The following is a 15,376-nucleotide window of genomic DNA, read 5'->3' on the forward strand; positions in this document are numbered from 1 at the left end:
GCATCAGTCAGCCTGCAGGACGAAGAACAGGAAGCACACGAAGGCCCTCGAGGGCTCGTTTACGAAGATGTCGGGGAACAGTTCGCGGGCGCCCGGTGCGGGGAACGGCTCGCTGATGACGTTGATCCGGAAGCCGGCCGCGGTGAAGGCGTCGGTCATCGCGTGCAGCGGCCGACGCCAGAAGGTCATCAGGGCGGTGTGTCCGCCGAGGGTCCATTCCTCGGAGTGCTTGTACGTCGCGAAGTAGTCGGCGCCCGGCTGCACGAGGCCGATGGAGGGGTGATCGACGGACACGATCAGTCGGCCGCCGGGAGTCAGCACGCGCCGCAGTTCCGCCAGCGGGGTCGTCCAGTCCTCCAGGTAGTGCAGGACCAAGGACGCGACGACGTCGTCGAACGCGGCGTCGGGGAACGGCAGCGGGCTGCCCAGATCGGCGGTGTGCAGGGCCGCGTCGTCGCCGAGCCGCCTCCGGGCCAGCTCCAGCATCTTGGTGCTGGAGTCGAAGCCGGTCACGATCGCGCCCCGGTCGCGCAGCGCCGCGGACAGGGGGCCGGAGCCGCAGCCGACGTCAAGGATCCGTCGACCGGCCACGTCCCCGGCCAGGTCCAGCATCGCGGGCCGCTCGTAGTAGGCGTTGAAGAGGCTGGTCTCGTTCGAGGCCGAATACGCCTCGGCGAAGCTGTCGTAGTCGTTGGCAGCCTGCTTTGCACTCCAGCTGTAGATCGTGATCTTGCTGGTGAGTGAGAATGTCAGCGGTGCATGGCACTCGTCAGGGCGGTTGTCATCTGCGCCTCGACGCCTCAAGTGGTGAACCGAACAGGCGAGTTGGTTGGACATCGCTACTGGTCTCCGAGCGATGTGGACCGGCTGTCGGGGTCAGATGGGACTGTGGATGAGCCGTCTTCGTGAGACGGCACATGCGGCGTGTATTCCATCCTTGTCGACGTGATGCTTCACAGTCGCCGGACGCGCAGCACGCCGGTCAGCATCGGGAGGGTGAACTCGCCGCGGGCGGTCTCCGGTCTGCTCGCAAGGAAGGCGCGGATCCGGCCCAGCGTGGCCTCTTGTTCCTGTTCCGGCATGACCAGCACCCCCGCGCGCGTCGCGATCGTCGCGACGAGGGTGTCGGCGGAGCGGCGCTGCCCGTGCGGGAACACGGCCTGCTCCGGCGAGCCGAACTTGGCGGCCACACCGTTCTTGGGAAGGTGCATGTCTGCCGTCTCGGCGCGCCAGCTGGTGGGCGTGTCACGCGGGCCGATGGCGGCGCTCCCGCTGATCCGCGCGAGCCCGGCGACCCACTCGACCTGGTCGTCCATGACGTTCCACAGGCCGGCCAGGATGCCGCTGGGTGCGAGGACTCTGGCGATCTCGGGCCCCGCGACGGCCATGTCGAACCAATGCATGGCGTTGCCGGCCAGCACGGCATCCACGGACGCGTCTGGTAGCGGTATCGCCTCGGCACTACCCGGCAGGGCACGCACAGCCGGTAGGGAGCGGCGCAGCTCGGTCAGCATCGCGGGGTCGGGCTCGACTGCGATGACTTCGGCACCCATTGCGACCAGCGTGACGGTCAGCTTGCCGGTTCCGGCACCCAGGTCGAGCACGCGGGGGCCGGGCGCGGGCTCGAGCGCCCAGCGCACCGCGGCATGCGCGTAGTCCGGACGGTGTTCGGCGTAGGCAACCGCCGCTGCGCCGAACGACGAGGCGTGAAGCAGCCGTTCATCCTGAGGCATGCAGTCACGCTATCTGTGCTGCTCCCGGTCGGCTACCTCGCCTCACCACTCCGGCGACGGCCACCCGATAGCGCTGGTGGAGCCGGTGTGGGCACGGCTGCAGTCATCGTTGGCCATCGTGAGTTGTGTGGACTGACGAAGAGACGGTGGCCGCGCTTCACAGCATGGATCCCGCTCGCCGGCGGCGAGCTTCGAGGGACTGACGGCGCGTATCGCGGGCCGCTTCACACGGGTCGAACCACGGCGTCGGGCTGGGCGGTTGGTGCTCGGGGTGCTCGCCGAACCGCCCCGCAGGAAAGTGCTGGACGATCGCCGAATGGTCGGGAAGCCGCCCGCACGACATCCAGCATCTGGTGCCAAGCTTTCCTGGGACGCCGACGCGGGTGCGGTGCGACGTCCGTGACTCGTCGTTGAGTACCTGGCCGACGAGGCGGCGGCGCTGGTCGTCGACGAGACCGGCGATGTGAAGAAGTGTGCTCCACGCACACCGGTGAGCAGCGGCCGGGTGGCGTCTCAGTCCTCAACGGCCCTCCGAACGCGCCGGGATGGCGCGAACGCGTACAGGGCGAGGATGTCGGGCGGTTCGGCGAGACCCGGCCCGCCCGCCCGTACCCACGCGGCGATGTCGGCGGTCGCGTCGGGGTCGTTGACCAGCCCGAGCCAGACCGGCCGCCCTCCCGCGGCCCGGCCGGTAGGGGACGGCTGTACGACGATGACGTTGGCCTGCTCACAGGCGTCGAGGCAGTTCACCGCCCTCACCTGGGCAACCGCTCCGAGCTCGGCCTTCAGCGCGGTGAGTTGCGCCGCGTGGTCGATGCCGGGGATCTTGTCCGTGCCGCAGCAGCAGCCCCGGCACACGGTCACCGTGCACCGGGGTGCTGCCGCCCGGGCAGGAGCCTTGCGGCGGCTCACTCGGCGGCCCGCCGCCAGGCCGCCTCGCGCAGCAGCCGAAGGCCGTTGAGGCCGACGATGACGGTGGAACCCTCGTGGCCCGCGACGCCGAGCGGCAGCGGCAGGGTGCCGGCCAGGTCCCAGACCACCAGGCCGGCGATGAACACCGCGGCGATCACCAGGTTCTGCACCACGAGGGCGCGGGCGCGCCGGGACAGGGAGATCACGGCGGGGACGGTGCGCAGTTCGTCGCGGACGATCACGGCGTCCGCTGTCTCCAACGCCAGGTCCGAGCCCGCCCGGCCCATGGCGACCCCGGTGTGCGCGGCGGCCAGCGCAGGCGCGTCGTTGACGCCGTCGCCGACCACCATCACCTTGCGGCCGGTCTTCTCCAGTTCCCGCACCGCGTCCACTTTGTGCTGGGGCAGCAGGCCGGCACGAACGTCCTCGATGCCGACCTCGGCCGCGAGGCGGGCGGCGGCGCGTGGATTGTCACCGGTCACCAGCAGGGGCACGGTGCCGGTGAGGGTCGTCAGGCAGGCGACGGTCGCGGCGGCGTCGGCGCGCAGCCGGTCGGCGGTGCCCAGCAGGCCCACGGGCACACCGTCCGCCATGACCAGCACCGCGGTCCGCCCGTCATCCTCCATCCCACCGGCGAGGGCAGCGGCACGCGCGGACGCGGTGTCCGTCGCGCCGCCGAGGAGCCGCGCCGGAGCCCCGACCACGACCACACGACCGTCGACGGCTGCGGTCACCCCGACGCCGGGTGTGGAATCAAAGTCCTCCGCCACCGCAGGAACGAGTCCGCGCTCGCGTGCCGCGGCCACAACCGCGCGGGCCAGCGGGTGCTCACTCGGGTGCTCGGCCCCGGCCGCCAGCGCCAGTAGTGCCGCCTCGTCCAGACCGGATCCGGTCAGCGGCCGTACGTCGGTGAGACGCGGAGTGCCCTCGGTCAGCGTTCCGGTCTTGTCGAGCGCCACGGCGTCGACCTCACCCAGTCGCTCCATCACCACCGCGGACTTGACCAGCACACCGTGCCGGCCGGCGTTCGCGATCGCCGACAGCAGCGGCGGCATGGTCGCCAGGACGACCGCGCAGGGCGACGCGACGATCATGAAGGTCATCGCCTTCAGGAGGGAGCCGGTGAGGTCCGCGCCCAAGGCGAGTGGCAGAAGGAACACGACGAGGGTCGCCGCCACCATGCCCAGCGAGTACCGCCGTTCGACCTTTTCGATGAACAGCTGGGTGGGCGCCTTGGTCTCCGACGCCTCCTCCACCATCCGCACGATCCGGGCGATCACCGTGTCGGAGGCCTCGCGCTCGACGCGCACGCGCAGGGCGCCGGTGCCGTTGAGGGTGCCCGCGAAGACCTCGTCGTCCTTCTCCTTGGCCACGGGCAGCGGTTCGCCGGTGATGGTGGCCTGGTCGACCTCGCTCGCCCCGTCGAGCACCCGTCCGTCGGCGCCGATGCGCTCGCCGGGCCGCACGAGGATGACATCGCCGACGGACAGCTCCTCGACGGTCACGACGACTTCGTCGCCGTCCGCGTCGATGCGGGTGGCGGTGGCCGGCGCCAGGTCGAGCAGCCCCCGCACCGAGTCGGCCGTACGCGCGGTGGCCAGCGCCTCCAGCGCCCCTGACGTGGCGAAGATGACGATCAGCAACGCCCCGTCCGTCACCTGCCCGATCGCCGCCGCCCCGAGCGCGGCGACGACCATCAGCAGGTCGACGTCGAGGGTCTTCTCCCGCAGCGCCTGCAGACCCGCCCAGCCCGGTTCCCAGCCGCCGGCCGCATAGGTGAGCGCGTAGAGCGGCCCCCACGCCCACGCCGGTGCACCGGTCAGCTGCGACGGGAGCGCGAGCAGGAACAGGACCGTGGCCGCGGCCGCCCAGCGCGCCTCGGGCAGCGCGAAGACGCGGGTGCCCCGGCGGGGCGCGCCGTCACCGCGTGCGTCGGCGGTGCGGACGGCCGGTGCCTGAGCGAGGGTGGAGGTCATCGGAGAAGCGGTCCTTCACATAGGCGCGATGGAACGACGAGAGTGCGGGCAGCCCAGGGCCGACGCCGCTCACCTCCACCGTACAGGATCACATGAAGACTCATTCATGCGTTCATGAATGGTTCTCCGTAGGATGAAGGACATGGGCCACCGAGCTGACGCCACCAAGACCAAAGCCACAGCGCGTGAGCGCCTGGAAACCGTGGGCGCCGCCGATGTGGCCGCCACCCTCCAGGCGCTGGCCACGCCCTCCCGGCTGCGGATCCTGGCCCGTCTCCAGGAAGGGCCGTGCCCGGCGACGGAACTCGCCGACGCCGTCGGCATGGAGCAGTCCGCCTGCTCCCACCAGCTCCGGCTGTTGCGCAACCTCGGCCTGGTCACCGGCGAACGCCGGGGCCGCTCGGTCATCTACGCCCTCTACGACAACCACGTCGCCGAGCTCCTTGAACAGGCCCTTTACCACGTCGAGCACCTGCGCCTCGGCCTGCGCGACGGCCTGACCGGTACCCCTGCTGAGAGCGCGGCCGCCGTGACGGCCGGGCCACGCTGAGCGCGACGGGTCCTCACCTCAGCCGGGCACCGGGACGGTGTTCGCCGCCAGGCATCCGGCGCGATGCAGCTGGGCCAGGAGCCCGGCGCAGCACAGACCGGTGGCGGCGAGCGCAACCCACGGCGGCCACCGCACTCCCGTGTCGAAACAGCGCCCCCACGGCCAGGTTACGAGCGAGATCGCGATGCGGGAGGCGGTGTTGTAGGCGCCGTAGCGCCTGTGGCGACCAGCCGGTCGCCGAAGAGGCGTACGACCGTGTCCGTCTCGAAGGGGGTAGACCAGTGCTCCACCCCCAGGACAGCAGCGCGGCGCACGCTGTCAGGGCCGCCACCCCGCGACGAGGACGAACGCCCCGTGACAGCAACGTCAGGAACGCCGCTCCCACCTGGCCCCCGGGCAAGGTGTCGAGCTGAGCATCGCCGTGCCCCGCTCCCCGACGCCCGTCCGTTCAGCGCGCCGTGAGGGCCCGGCACGTACGGCCGGCATCTCTTCGTATCCGTTGGCCTCGCGCGCTCGCGCCAGTCCCACTACGGCCGGCCGGGTCTTGGCAGCGGGCCGCTGACCGCAGGAAGACGCCCGCCCCGGACGGGTGAGGGGGAGGCGACGCAGCGGGAGGTGCAGCGGGAGGCACTGGTGACCGGTGCGGCGGCAATGGTCGCGGCATATGCGGTCACCCTGTGCAGCGAGTGGGCGGCACGCATGGGGCGGCGCAGAGGGTGGGGCGCCGACATCAACCCACTGAAACCAAACCGGCGCTTCGCAGCCCTACGCCCACTCAGATGGCCCGGTAAGCGCCATGGCGATCGGAGCGAACCACCTCCACAACACCTCAGGCATGCCTTGAGCGGCCTTCCAAGGCAGCTACGGCCGTGACGCACGGACGAGGGTGATCCGCTGCCTCACGTCGTCTCTTCCGGGCGGCTGGTCGGCGCGATCGGCGTGGGATCGGTCAGGTATTCGGGCGCCGTTGTCCATTCGATGCCGCCTCGCCGCGGGGCCAGCCAGGCGACCGGCGCCGGCGTCGTGCCCTCCGGGGCGATGGCGCGGAGAATTCCTCGCCGTCCCGTTGCGGAGTCCGTCACCATGTGGCCGAGCCATGGATGCGAGCGGTGCATCAAGCCCGTCGCGGTCACGACTGCTCCGCGCGAGGAGCCGGTGCCTGCGCCTTTTGACGAGGAGGTGAGGAGCGGTGTGTGGGGGGACATGGTGGTCGTCTTCCCTTCGAGGCCGGGCCGCGAGGATGCGAAGCGGCGGTAATGCCTTCCCGACAAATGTGTTCGAATTTACGTGCGTCCTCGGCGTTTGGTGGCGACAACTCTGTGGACCTGGCTGGCCGTTGACGATCGGGGTCTGGGGGTCCGGCTGGACCTCTCACGCATGTAACTATGCGCGCAGCCGACTTCACGCTGCAACTGCTTCCCTGATAATTTCAGCCAGACGATATCCGGTTGGTGTCATCAGCAAGTCGCCTGCAAACGCGTCATGGTGACGTGCTGTCAGGGGAGTGGGGTTGCCTGGTGGAGGGTCGTTCGGGGGCGGGGAACAGCGCGCCAACAGTTCTTCGTATGATCCTCGGTCGGCGACTGCGGGAGAGACGGCAGAGCGCCGACGTGTCGCTGGAGGACGCTGCCAAGGCCCTGCGGATGAAGTCGTTGACCGTCCGGCGCCTGGAAAAGGCAGAGGTCGCTCTCAAGCCGCTATACGTGGAGAGGTTGCTCGAGGCCTACGGAGCCGACCGGCAGGAGATCGACGAGTTCGTCGCCCTGGCCGAGCGGGCCAACGAACCGGGCTGGTGGCATGACTACCGCGATGTGCTGCCCGGCTGGTTCTCCGCCTACGTCAGCCTGGAGACCAGCGCCAGGACTCTGCGTACCTACGAGCCGCACTACGTCACCGGGCTGCTGCAGACGTACGCCTACGCGCGCGCCGTCCTGCGCGGCGGCTTTCCCAATGACTCCGAGGAAGATCTGGAGCGGCGCATCCAGCTGCGGCTGCGCCGGCAGGACCTGTTGGAAAGCAAGGACGCCCCCACGCTGTGGGTGGTGATGGAGGAGGCCGTCCTGCACCGCGTTGTCGGCGGGGCAGAGGTGATGCGCGCGCAGATCGACCGGCTCCTCGAAGCCTCAGAGCTGGAACATATCAGCATCGATGTTGTTCCGTTCTCCGCAGGCGCCCACGTCGGCGCGTGCGCCCCCTTCACCTACTTCCGGTTCGCGGAGCCGGAGTTGCCCGACGTCGTCTACAGCGAGGTGCTGACCGCCTCCATGTACCTGGACCAGCGCTCGGATGTCGCCGCCCATCTGGAAGCACACAACCGGATGTCGTTGCTGACCTCCTCCGCGGACAGCAGGGCGCTGTTGCAACGCATGCGCAAGGAGTACTCATGACCGTAAGCCATGGCAGTGTCTACAACGGGATGCCGGCTTCCGACCTTGGAGAGCACGGCTGGGAGTGCCCGTGGAGCGGGCCCAACGGGGGCCAGTGCGTGGAGACGAAGCAACTCGCCGACGGCCGCATTGCGTTGCGCCAGTCGACCGATCCCTCGGGGCCCGCGCTGATCTACACCACCGAGGAGATCAGCGCATTCCTCGAGGGAGTCAAGAAGGGTCTCGCCGATCACCTGACGGCCGGCTGAACCTCAGCGCGATCGGGAAGAAGGCGCCGCCACGAGGTCGCCCTCCGCCTGCACACCACACATCTACGGAAGGGAACAGCATGAGCAGCACGCCGGCCTCGCGGGACATCGACACCAGCAGGCCTCACTCCGCACGCATGTACGACTACTACCTGGGCGGCAAGGACCACTTCGAGGTGGACAAGCAGGCAGCCGAGAATGTCGCCGCCGTCTATCCCGGTATCTTTGTGTGCGCCCGTGAGAACCGGTCCTTCATGCACCGGGCGACTCGAGTCCTCGCGCGAGAGTACGGCATCCGCCAGTGGCTGGACATCGGTACCGGCATCCCCACGGAGCCGAACCTGCACCAGGTGGCCCAGTCCGTCGTCCCCGACGCCCGGGTCGTCTACGCCGACAACGACCCTCTCGTACTGAAGTACGCCGAACGCCTGATGCGGAGTACGTCCCAGGGCCGCACCGCGTACATCGAGGCTGACGTCAAGGACCCTGCCGCTCTGCTCAACGCCCCCATCCTCGCAGAGGTGTTGAACCTCAACGAGCCGGTGGCGCTGTCCCTCAACGCCCTGATGCACTTCATCACCGACCAGCAGGACCCGTACGCGATTGTCAAACGCCTGCTCGACGCCCTGCCTTCGGGCAGCGCCCTGGCACTCAGCCACTGCACGCCCGACCTCGATCCGCCCACCTGGCAGAAGGTCACCGACATCTACACCAACGCGGGAACGCCTGTGCAGTTCCGCTCCCGCGCCGACGTCGCCCGCTTCTTCGACGGTCTGGAACTTCTCGACCCCGGCATCACGATGGGTCACCGCTGGCGCCCCGCCCCGAACGAAGACTCCATCGCAGCTGAGCCGCCCACGGACGCCCAGGTCAGCCTGTGGACGGGTGTGGGCATCAAGCCCTAGTACTCCAGCTGCACTTCACCACTGCCGCTGGCCGGAGGCGGGATTGTCAGCACGTCCAGCTGACGCGCTGTCATGTGGCTCCGTTTGGGTCGTCGGCATGCGATGCCATGGCCGCGAGGCAGGCGTGGGCGAGCATCGCGAGACTGACGTGCCGGTACCAATCCGCCTAGCGGCGGATGTCCATATCCTTCGGCGGGTGAGTCTGATCGACGGGGTGCACCGCCACGAGGTCGAGGAACCGCTACGAGCGCCGAGCGCGACGACCGATCGAGCTCAACCGGACGGTGCGACCGAGGACCACACGCCCATCCACTGTTCGGCGCCCCACTCCTCGAACCGTCGCACCTCCGTGAACCCCAGCTTCGCGGCGAGGCGCATCGAGCGGGTGTTGGCGGTCTGGGTGCAGAGCACCACCGGCTCGCCGGGAAGCGCGTCGGCGTACCAGTCGAGTACCGCTGCGCAGGCCTCGGCGGCGTACCCGCGTCCCCATGCCCCCGGCAGGAACATGTAGCCGAGCTCGGCCTCCCCGGCATCCGGACGGACCCGGCTCCGGCGCTCCGCGTCGCGCCGGTTGAGCTCGATGGTGCCGATCACCGCTCCGTCGAGATCGATCACGAAAAGGCCGGGGCGCCGCCCGGGTACCTCAGGCACCGTGCGCTCGAGTTCATGACGCGGTCGAGGACCACCGAGGTAGGTGCCCACCTCTGGCGACGCGAACAGCTCGACGAACGCCGCACGGTCCCCGGCCTCGGACTCGCGGAGCACGAGCCGCTCCGTCCTGATCGGGGCAGGTGGCCAGGCGACGGGTCCGAGCTCAGTCATGGCGGGCAATGTATCGCACGCCAGCCGGCAGGAGCTTCGGCCGAAGGACAGCGGCAGCAGCTTCCGACCCGTCGGCCCGAGCTGGATGTCGGTGTCCGTGCACGGCTCGAAACCCTGACTGTGACTGTCTAGCTGTATGAGGCCGACCACGATGGTGACGCCCTCGCACAGCCGAGGGGGCACGGCTGACTCGCTGCTCCGCTGCGGCGTCGGTGACAGTTGCAGTGGACATTCCAGACGGTGGGGTTCTGCTCCGCTGATCTTCGCATGAAGTACGCCACTGGAGCGGTCGCATCGATTCGGAAGACAGTGACCTCGCCACCATCGCCATCGGGGTTGGTCTCGCGGTCAGATGCGCAATCAGCCACATGGGCATTACTTAGAGTAGCGGATTACTGTTTGCGGATCGCCACGCTCCCGCTCACCGCTCGGCCGGCAGGATGGCGTTGGAGTGCGTCAGCGACTCGTGCGACATCCTCGCGGTGGAGGCGGTGTCCACGGCCACTCCGGCACCTTCCAATGCAGCCTGATTAACGGCCGTTGGGCTCCCGTCGGGTGATAGTGCGGCTTATCAAGAAGATTCCAAGCATCACCGAAACCACGGCCAGCCACCCGATCCACGGCAATCGGTCCGCAGGCTGGCGCCGCCAGCACGCTGCGTGGTGGCAGGGGTCTGTCGAGGCCATGAATTCGTCCTGTGGAGGGCCTGTCGTTACGTGATCAGTTCAATAGGACTCCGCACCCATGAGACTGGCAGTGCAGCGACATCACCGTTGTGAGGCGACGGTGATGTCGCAGGTTCGCCTGGTCGACCGCTCGGGTATCGGTGCTGGTCAGGAGCTTCGGGGTAGGGCTCGTACGGGATGCCCTGCCCGGAGGGGCGATGGAAGCCGCTCTCGAGTGAGATGAGCAGCGGAGTCGTACGCCTCCGGCGTGTGTGGGCGGGCGGTGGCGCCTTCGTGGCGCGAAGCTGAGAGCGTGAGCAACAGAAGCGAGCATTCGGTGAGTGCTGAACAGATCTATGCAGCATTGGTCGCTCTCGGGGCTGAACCGGTGGCGGGCCCGGAAGCGCGGCCCGAGGAACCGCAGCAAGCAGACCGTCTGCGGCTGCTGGGCCATTTGCTGGCCAAGACGGAGTCGGAGATCACCACCGCCACGCGTCTGACCGAGGAAGGAGAGATCGAGGACGTCCTCGACACGATGGTCGGCTGGACGGATCAGCTGGGCCGCGACCCCGGCCTCGCGGTCAACGTCCTGACGAACAGACTGCAGCGCACCGCCATGCAGGTCTCGGAAACCGAGGCAGAGGAAACACCTCCGGGCCAGGAGGCGTCCTTCGCCGCCTCGATGGCGGCGTTGTACACCCTCAGCGCCCAACTCCACGCCGACCGAGGTGATGTGGAGGGAACCCGCCGAGCTCTGAGCGGGGCGGAGGAAGCCCTCATCGACATCATCCAGGGCATGCATGACCTGCGCGTCGCCATCGGCGACGCGGCCGGCGAGGACGAGGAGCCAGAGGGCTGACTGCCGGGCGGCGAAGCAGATAAGCTCGCGGCGGCTGTACGCCCCGGTTGCAGCAGCACCCCCTCCACGGCCTCCACGGCCTCCACGGCCTCCACGAAAGCCAAAACCCTGGGCCATGGAGACGAGCGCACGGAGCAGCCGGGCCTGGCGCTCCTTGCGCTCCAGGCCGGAGACAACGCGGGCTCTTCGCCACTCAAGCACAGCGCGGAGGTAGCAACGCCTGTCCACTGCATCTGGTCCATCTGGTCCGGATCCCGGGCAGCGACAGCCACCTCGTGGCGTCAGCGGACAGGGCGGCTTCCCGCGCGGCGGCGTCCTCAAGCAGCAGATCGCCGATGCAGCCGCATCCTGCCCGTCGCGCCAGCGCGGCTCTCTATCGACGACTTGCTAGGGTGCGCAGGTTGCACCGCTCGGAGAGTGGTGGCAGCGCTCAAGGGAGAGGGGCCAGGCGACGATGCACGCGTCAGAGGTTCCGCGTGCGGTGGCCGCGGCCATGTCGACCGCCTCATCACTTGGCCTGACAGTCGACGACGCGATCATTCTTCATGACTCGAACAAGCTCACTCTGCGTCTGCTGCCTTGTGACGTCCTGGCCCGCGTGGCACCTGTGGCGCATCAGGTCGCACAGTTCGAAGTCGAGCTTGCTCAGCGGCTCGCCGAATCCGGGTGCCCTGTGGCCGCTCTCGAGCCTCGAGTGGAGCCACGCGCCTATGAGCGTGATGGCTTCCTGGTCACGCTATGGACCTACTACGAACCCGTGACACCTCGCGAGGTCTCACCAGCCGACTACGCGAATGCGCTCGAGCAGCTGCATGCCGGCATGCGCGAGCTCGATGTCCCGACGCCGCGATTCACCGACCGGGTCGAGCAGGCTCAACAACTCGTGGCGAACCGCGACCACACTCCGGCGCTCGCCGACGCGGACCGGGAGCTGCTCGGCGACACGTTACGCGGCCTGAGACGAGTGATCGGCGAGCGTGGCGGCGCCGAGCAGCTGCTGCACGGCGAGCCGCACCCGGGCAACGTGCTCACCACGAAGAACGGGCTGCTGTTCATAGACCTTGAGACGTGTTGCCGTGGGCCCGTCGAGTTCGACCTCGCCCATGCGCCCGAAGCAGTCAGCGAGCACTATCCGGGTGTCGATCAAGACTTGCTGCGCGAGTGCCGGATCCTCGTGCTGGCGATGATCACAACATGGCGCTGGGATCGAGGCGACCAACTCCCGAACGGGCGCCGACTGGGCACACAGTGGCTCAGCCAGATCCGAGCAGCACTCGATCGCGAGGGCCTGGACGCCCATGACTGATCACGGACCTTCGAGGTCGTAGCCGGCCGGCTGTTGGTGTCAGGATCCACCCTGGTCCTGGCCCTGGCCCACGCACTTACGTTGCTGCAAGTCGGTCTCCTGGCAGTGCGAGCAGCGCGGGTGCCGCCGCAGCCGGGGTGCGGCCGGATCTGCCCGAGCGACCGTCGGCGGGGGCTGGCACCTTTCGGGAGACGGCCGGCCGGAGTCACCGGGCGGCCCGCCTCCCGAGGAGCCACCATGCGTACCCGTGACACGATCATCGGCGCCGGACTCGGCGGTCTCACGCTGGCCCGCGTCCTGCACGTCCACGGAATCCCGGTCACGGTTTTCGGGCCGAGCCCTCCCCATCGGCGCGTTCCGTCCGTGCTCTGCACCGACGCACCTGCTCGGAGCGGTTTGGAGTCGAGGGCTTCGAGGAACGATCAGGGGCCGGGGCTGCAATGCGCCTCGGACTTGAGCGGGTTCACTTCTGAGCCGTGGGCCGGACGACGATCTCGTTCACGTCGACGGCCGCCGGCTGCTCGATGGCGAACGCGATGGCTTGGGCGATCGCCTCCGGCGGGATCGCGATCCGGTCCCGCATCTCCGTGATCTCTGCCCGGACCTGCGAATTCGTTGATGCTTCGGCGAAATCGGTCCCAATGAGGCCGGGCGAGACGGTGGTCACCCGCAAGGAGTCACCGGCTTCCTGGCGCAGGCCCTCACAGATGGCGCGGACCGCGAACTTGGTACCGGCGTAGACCGCCATGGTCGGCACGATGCGAAACGCGGCCGTGGAGGCGATGGTGATGAACTGGCCCGTGCCCTGGGCCCGGAAGACCGGCAGCGCGGCGCCGATCCCGTGCAACACACCCTTGATGTTGACGTCGACCATCTGGTCCCACTCGTCGACCCGCAGATCGTCGAGAGGCGAGATCGTACCGGCCCCGGCGTTGCTGACCAGCACGTCGAGTCGCCCGAATCGCTCGCCGGCCAGTGCGACCAGGGTGTGCAGGTCGTCCCGTCGGGTCACGTCCGTGCGGGTCTGTACGGCCGCTCCGCCCGACTTCTCGATCCGCGCCACCAACTCCGCGAGGCGCTCGGACCGGCGCGCACCCAACACGAGCCGTGCGCCTCGTTCGGCGAGCAGCAGTGCGGTCGCCTCGCCGATGCCGCTGCTGGCTCCCGTGATCGCCACGACCTTGCCGTCGATTCCCGACATGATGTCTTCCTCATCCTTCTCGGTACCGGTATTCCTTCTCGGTACCGGTTCCGTGTGATCGCCCGGACCGCGTCCGCGCGCCGGGGCCGCAGGCGCCGGGATGAGCGGTCACAGCCCGCCGGTGAGAGCCGCACTTCCCGCTCGGACTTCAGTCTGCGATGGCTCTAGCCTGGTATCCAGAGCGCATTCATTCTGGAACCAGAGGTGCCATCCACCATGCCGCAACAGCCGGACCAACGCCGTGAGCTGGGCGCTTTCCTCCGTAGCCGCAGGGAGCGGATCACCCCTGACGAGGTCGGACTGCCACACACCGGCCGACGCCGGACCCCGGGCCTGCGCCGGGAGGAACTCGCGCTGCTCGCCGGGATCAGCGCGACCTGGTACACGTACCTTGAGCAGGGCCGGGACATCCGCGCCTCGGACCAGGTGCTCGACGCCGTCGCCTCGGTGCTGCAGCTCGACCGGCACGAGCGCGGTCACCTCTTCCGGCTGGCCGGACATGTGCCTGCGGCCGAACCCGAAGAACCTGAGCCGCTCGCCGCCGAGGTGGCTGCCGTCCCGCTCCTGCTCCAGCCGCACCCGGCGTACATCATCGGCGGCACCTATGACGTGCTCAGCTGCAACCAGGCGGCCGACGAGCTGTTCCCGCACCTCACCGCGGCCGCGGACCGGCCGGCGAACTTCGCGCGCTGGGTCTTCCTCGAACCTGCGGCCCGGGACGTCCTGGTCGACTGGGAGCCCGAGGCGCGCGGTCTGCTTGCCCGGCTGCGGACGCTGGCCGGACGCCACCCGGGCGACGTCCGGTACACCCGGCTGATCGACGAACTGACCGCGGGCAGCCCGGAAGTGCGTGCCTGGTGGCCGCAGTACGACGTGCAGGCCCGGCACGGCGGACGGAAACGGCTGCGGAGCCCGGGACGCGGGGTGGTCGATTTCGCTTACACCGCATTCCACCTGGCCGAACAGCCGGAACAGACACTGGTGATCTACTCCGACGGCCGGGAATCCGCCGATTGAGCGCCGGTGGCCGCGACGCGGTCCACCTTGTGTCGTGGTGCCGAGCGGCGATTCTTCGAACCTGGCGGACGTCCGACACCATGGCGGCGACGACAACGTTCCGCGTCCCGTGGTGTGTTCGAGGTCGATGCCGCGCAGGAACGTGTCTGGGTCAGCGGCCGTGCGGGCGGTAGGCGTCGGTGAACTCATCGCTGAGATGAGGCCCTTGGGGCACGAGCAGCATCAGGCACGTCTCGCGGCTCGGCCGTGGCGGCGGGTTGTCGGAGCCGGTGCGCAGCGCAGGCTCGTATTCATCGACCGGCTGCTGGCCACGCTGGTGATCCGCGCCGTCGCGCCACGCATGATCTGTCGGCCTGCTGGCTCGGCGCCGACCGCTCGACCGTCACCCGCGCCATCGGCAAGGTGCTCCCCTGCTGGTGCAACGAGGCTGCACCGCCGCACCAGATATCCGGCTGCGCGCTCTCACCGAGGTCATCGAGTACCGGCCGGAAGGACCGGCCCGGCAGTTGCGCTGCCTCATCCAGGTCCGGCGGCCCGGCCTGGTCGAGCTGTCGGCCGACCATTCGTGGAGATCCTCGCGGACGCCCGACCAGCACGGCCTGGAAGCGGCCCGGTGGCCGGGTGGATGACCCCACCGCACCGCAAGTTCGAGACGCAGCGGTCGGACCGCATGCCGATCACTTGTTTGGCTTATATCGTGAAATGAGGTTGTCAATCTTCCCAAAGCTGTCGAATCGGCTCACCGGGTCTGCGCCGCGTGTGGGCTGGAGCCGTGTGCGACCCGTCCCAAGGAGG

15 protein-coding genes and 2 pseudogenes are annotated in these 15,376 nt (G+C 68.9%); 10 read left to right on the forward strand and 7 right to left on the reverse strand.

What is annotated here, in order from left to right; all coding sequences use genetic code 11:
- Window positions 1-3 precede the first annotated feature (3 nt).
- On the reverse strand, window positions 4-753 hold the full coding sequence (locus tag LMU33_RS05060; RefSeq protein ID WP_228618338.1) for a class I SAM-dependent methyltransferase: 750 nt from the start codon (window positions 751-753) through the stop codon (window positions 4-6).
- A gap of 200 nt (window positions 754-953) precedes the next feature.
- On the reverse strand, window positions 954-1,733 hold the full coding sequence (locus tag LMU33_RS05065; protein ID WP_228617717.1) for a class I SAM-dependent methyltransferase: 780 nt from the start codon (window positions 1,731-1,733) through the stop codon (window positions 954-956).
- Between the two features lie 146 nt (window positions 1,734-1,879).
- Between LMU33_RS05065 and LMU33_RS05070 the strand changes: the two are divergent.
- Window positions 1,880-2,205 (forward strand): annotated as a pseudogene (locus LMU33_RS05070) (IS701 family transposase); the annotation flags it as partial.
- Window positions 2,206-2,246: 41 nt separating this feature from the next.
- Here LMU33_RS05070 and LMU33_RS05075 read toward each other — a convergent pair.
- Window positions 2,247-2,645, reverse strand: a complete 399-nt coding sequence (locus LMU33_RS05075; RefSeq protein WP_228617719.1) for a (2Fe-2S) ferredoxin domain-containing protein — start codon at window positions 2,643-2,645, stop codon at window positions 2,247-2,249.
- The gene (locus LMU33_RS05080; protein WP_228617721.1) at window positions 2,642-4,621 is read right to left on the reverse strand and encodes a heavy metal translocating P-type ATPase; all 1,980 of its coding nucleotides are present in this window, start codon (window positions 4,619-4,621) and stop codon (window positions 2,642-2,644) included. Before LMU33_RS05080 ends, LMU33_RS05075 begins: the two co-directional genes overlap by 4 nt.
- A 142-nt stretch (window positions 4,622-4,763) precedes the next feature.
- Between LMU33_RS05080 and LMU33_RS05085 the strand changes: the two genes are divergently transcribed.
- Window positions 4,764-5,171 carry an ArsR/SmtB family transcription factor gene (locus LMU33_RS05085; protein ID WP_228617722.1) on the forward strand — a complete coding sequence of 136 codons (408 nt, stop codon included), beginning with the start codon at window positions 4,764-4,766 and terminating at the stop codon, window positions 5,169-5,171.
- Window positions 5,172-6,070: 899 nt separating this feature from the next.
- On the opposite strand, the gene LMU33_RS05090 is transcribed toward LMU33_RS05085, so the two are convergent.
- The gene (locus tag LMU33_RS05090; RefSeq protein WP_228617724.1) at window positions 6,071-6,304 is read right to left on the reverse strand and encodes a hypothetical protein; all 234 of its coding nucleotides are present in this window, start codon (window positions 6,302-6,304) and stop codon (window positions 6,071-6,073) included.
- Between the two features lie 381 nt (window positions 6,305-6,685).
- Here LMU33_RS05090 and LMU33_RS05095 point away from each other — a divergent pair, with 381 nt between their 5' ends.
- The 3 genes from LMU33_RS05095 (at window position 6,686) to LMU33_RS05105 (ending at window position 8,711) form a co-directional block, all read left to right on the forward strand.
- The gene (locus LMU33_RS05095; protein WP_228618340.1) at window positions 6,686-7,558 is read left to right on the forward strand and encodes a Sco1979 family transcriptional regulator; all 873 of its coding nucleotides are present in this window, start codon (window positions 6,686-6,688) and stop codon (window positions 7,556-7,558) included.
- Window positions 7,555-7,806 carry a DUF397 domain-containing protein gene (locus tag LMU33_RS05100; RefSeq protein WP_228617726.1) on the forward strand — a complete coding sequence of 84 codons (252 nt, stop codon included), beginning with the start codon at window positions 7,555-7,557 and terminating at the stop codon, window positions 7,804-7,806. Before LMU33_RS05095 ends, LMU33_RS05100 begins: the two co-directional genes overlap by 4 nt.
- A gap of 80 nt (window positions 7,807-7,886) precedes the next feature.
- The gene (locus LMU33_RS05105; protein ID WP_228617727.1) at window positions 7,887-8,711 is read left to right on the forward strand and encodes an SAM-dependent methyltransferase; all 825 of its coding nucleotides are present in this window, start codon (window positions 7,887-7,889) and stop codon (window positions 8,709-8,711) included.
- Between the two features lie 273 nt (window positions 8,712-8,984).
- Here LMU33_RS05105 and LMU33_RS05110 read toward each other — a convergent pair whose 3' ends face one another.
- Window positions 8,985-9,533, reverse strand: coding sequence for a GNAT family N-acetyltransferase (locus LMU33_RS05110; RefSeq protein WP_228617729.1), 549 nt, complete (start codon window positions 9,531-9,533; stop codon window positions 8,985-8,987).
- A 1,002-nt stretch (window positions 9,534-10,535) separates the two neighbouring features.
- Here LMU33_RS05110 and LMU33_RS05115 point away from each other — a divergent pair.
- From LMU33_RS05115 to LMU33_RS05125, 3 genes and pseudogenes are all read left to right on the forward strand, one after another.
- On the forward strand, window positions 10,536-11,057 hold the full coding sequence (locus LMU33_RS05115; RefSeq protein ID WP_228617731.1) for a hypothetical protein: 522 nt from the start codon (window positions 10,536-10,538) through the stop codon (window positions 11,055-11,057).
- A gap of 454 nt (window positions 11,058-11,511) precedes the next feature.
- Window positions 11,512-12,363, forward strand: coding sequence for a phosphotransferase enzyme family protein (locus LMU33_RS05120; RefSeq protein ID WP_228617732.1), 852 nt, complete (start codon window positions 11,512-11,514; stop codon window positions 12,361-12,363).
- A 237-nt stretch (window positions 12,364-12,600) separates the two neighbouring features.
- A pseudogene (locus LMU33_RS05125) lies at window positions 12,601-12,722 on the forward strand (NAD(P)-binding protein); the annotation flags it as partial.
- 104 nt (window positions 12,723-12,826) lie between these two features.
- Here the strand turns inward: LMU33_RS05125 and LMU33_RS05130 are convergent.
- Window positions 12,827-13,564, reverse strand: a complete 738-nt coding sequence (locus LMU33_RS05130; protein ID WP_228617734.1) for an SDR family oxidoreductase — start codon at window positions 13,562-13,564, stop codon at window positions 12,827-12,829.
- A 216-nt stretch (window positions 13,565-13,780) separates the two neighbouring features.
- Here LMU33_RS05130 and LMU33_RS05135 point away from each other — a divergent pair, with 216 nt between their 5' ends.
- Window positions 13,781-14,581, forward strand: a complete 801-nt coding sequence (locus LMU33_RS05135; protein ID WP_228617736.1) for a helix-turn-helix transcriptional regulator — start codon at window positions 13,781-13,783, stop codon at window positions 14,579-14,581.
- A gap of 416 nt (window positions 14,582-14,997) precedes the next feature.
- Window positions 14,998-15,210, forward strand: a complete 213-nt coding sequence (locus LMU33_RS05140; protein WP_228617737.1) for a hypothetical protein — start codon at window positions 14,998-15,000, stop codon at window positions 15,208-15,210.
- Window positions 15,211-15,376 lie beyond the last annotated feature (166 nt).

Source organism: Streptomyces barringtoniae (genome assembly GCF_020819595.1).
Lineage (GTDB): Bacteria > Actinomycetota > Actinomycetes > Streptomycetales > Streptomycetaceae > Streptomyces > Streptomyces barringtoniae.

Coding starts and splice junctions, on each gene's coding strand:
- LMU33_RS05080 (WP_228617721.1), bottom strand. CDS start 4,621: ATGACCTCCACCCTCGCTCAGGCACCGGCCGTCCGCACCGCCGACGCA.
- LMU33_RS05130 (WP_228617734.1), bottom strand. CDS start 13,564: ATGTCGGGAATCGACGGCAAGGTCGTGGCGATCACGGGAGCCAGCAGC.
- LMU33_RS05085 (WP_228617722.1), top strand. CDS start 4,764: ATGGGCCACCGAGCTGACGCCACCAAGACCAAAGCCACAGCGCGTGAG.
- LMU33_RS05065 (WP_228617717.1), bottom strand. CDS start 1,733: ATGCCTCAGGATGAACGGCTGCTTCACGCCTCGTCGTTCGGCGCAGCG.
- LMU33_RS05105 (WP_228617727.1), top strand. CDS start 7,887: ATGAGCAGCACGCCGGCCTCGCGGGACATCGACACCAGCAGGCCTCAC.
- LMU33_RS05110 (WP_228617729.1), bottom strand. CDS start 9,533: ATGACTGAGCTCGGACCCGTCGCCTGGCCACCTGCCCCGATCAGGACG.
- LMU33_RS05120 (WP_228617732.1), top strand. CDS start 11,512: ATGCACGCGTCAGAGGTTCCGCGTGCGGTGGCCGCGGCCATGTCGACC.
- LMU33_RS05135 (WP_228617736.1), top strand. CDS start 13,781: ATGCCGCAACAGCCGGACCAACGCCGTGAGCTGGGCGCTTTCCTCCGT.
- LMU33_RS05100 (WP_228617726.1), top strand. CDS start 7,555: ATGACCGTAAGCCATGGCAGTGTCTACAACGGGATGCCGGCTTCCGAC.